This is a genomic window from Carnobacterium sp. (assembly GCF_032094055.1).
Classification (GTDB): Bacteria; Bacillota; Bacilli; order Lactobacillales; family Carnobacteriaceae; genus Carnobacterium_A.
The window spans coordinates 1-1,837 of sequence record NZ_DAMDAK010000145.1 but is presented as its reverse complement, the minus strand read 5'-3'; the positions used below and the strand labels follow the sequence as shown (position 1 = coordinate 1,837).

Genomic DNA, 1,837 nt, shown 5'->3' with positions numbered 1-1,837 from the left:
AAACGAGAAGTTACTGTTTCAATTAGTACAGGACCATTTCCAGCAAGTGCCCATTCTCTTGCTTGTTTAGCAACAGAATAAACTGCTAATGGATCCATTCCGTCTACTTGAATACCAGGGATTCCTGCTGCAACAGCTTTTTGAGCTAAAGTAACAGCTGCAGTTTGTTTATGACGTGGAGTCGAGATTGCGTATCCATTATTTTGTACAAAGAATACGACTGGTGCTTTATAAGCTCCAGCAAAGTTCATACCTTCATAAAAGTCCCCTTGAGATGAACCGCCATCACCAGTATAAGTGAAAGCAACATTTTGTTTGCCACGTTTTTTCAATCCAAGTCCTGCACCGGCAGCTTGAATAATTTGCGCTCCGATAATAATTTGAGGCGGCATAGCATGTAAATCTTCAGGATATTGGTTTCCTTCAGCATGTCCACGAGACCATAAGAAAGCTTTTGAAACTGGTAAACCATGTTGAATCAATTGAGGAACATCACGGTATCCAGGGTATAATTCGTCTTCTTTTTCAAATGCAAAATAACTTGCCATTTGTGATGCTTCTTGTCCAGCAGTAGGAGCATAGAAACCTAAACGTCCTTGACGAGCAAGCGCCATTGAGCGTTCATGTAGGATACGAGACCATACCATTTTCTCCATTAATTCGACTAATTGATCATCAGATAAATCAGGCATAATATCTTCGTTAACGACTTTACCATCCTTATCTAAGATTTGGACCATCGGAAAAGCAGCATCAATTGTGCTTAACAATGCTTCGAAATCTACAGGTTGTTTCTTGTTAGCCATTTGTAATCCATTCCTCTCTTTTTGCAATCTATTTTTTGTAAGGTGCTGTTTTATACAGTTGTTTAATCTGTATTAGTGCAAACTGTTTACTTGTTAAATTTACCATTCTTTCCTATGTTATGCAAGTATATCAACACCACTACAGCAATGAAAACTAATTCAGCAGCAATGAAAATAAAAAACGGTTTGTTTCATGAATGGCTAGTGAATATTTTCACTACATTATTTTTTACTTCTTTTCTAATTTATTTTACTCCTTATAAAAAAGTGAAACCGCAAAATTGTTTGTTTAAAGATAAAACTGTTATATAATTTTAAATTAACTGTATTATAATCAGTACAGTTTAAAAGACAAATGTTACATGTTATTTTTTTCACATTACTTATTATAAAATTAGAAATTTCTAATTTTCAAATATTATTATTATTTTTGTCAAATAAGTCCCCTATCAATGGGCAATAAAAACAACTTTGTTCGCAAAAAAAAGAAACAAATTCTTTTTTTAAGAACTTGTTTCTTTTTACTTTTTCAGACTATGCCTTGGCTTATCATGGAAAGAGCAACTTTAACAAACCCAGCTATGTTGGCTCCGGCTACAAAATCTCCTTCTACTTGATAAAGTTTTGCAGTATCTCGCACCTCGGTATAAATTGTTTCCATAATATCCTTCAATTTCTCATCTACTTCTTCAAACGACCAACTTAATCGTTGACTATTTTGGCTCATCTCTAAAGCAGACACCGCAACTCCACCTGCATTAGCAGCTTTACCAGGTGCATACAAAATGCCTGCTTGGCGATAAACTTCTATAGCTTCTAAATCGGAGGGCATATTAGCTCCTTCTGCTACAGCGATCACACCTTGTGCAATCATGTTCTTTGCTAAATTTTTATTGATTTCATTTTGTGTAGCACATGGCAACGCAATTTGGTAAGCTTCTTCAATATCCCAAATATTACCTTCAGAGTAAATCGCAGTGGGATGAGTTGTAACGTATTCTGAGATCCTCTTTCGTTCTACTTCTTTCAAT

General features: G+C 35.3%; 1 protein-coding gene and 1 pseudogene. Both read right to left on the bottom strand.

The window, feature by feature from the left end; genetic code table 11:
* Nucleotides 1-806, bottom strand: an 806-nt coding sequence (locus RT405_RS13455; RefSeq protein ID WP_313470389.1) for a thiamine pyrophosphate-dependent enzyme, incomplete at its 3' end; no start/stop codon positions are given.
* A 529-nt stretch (nucleotides 807-1,335) separates the two neighbouring features.
* Nucleotides 1,336-1,837, bottom strand: a pseudogene (locus RT405_RS13450) (NADP-specific glutamate dehydrogenase); the annotation flags it as partial.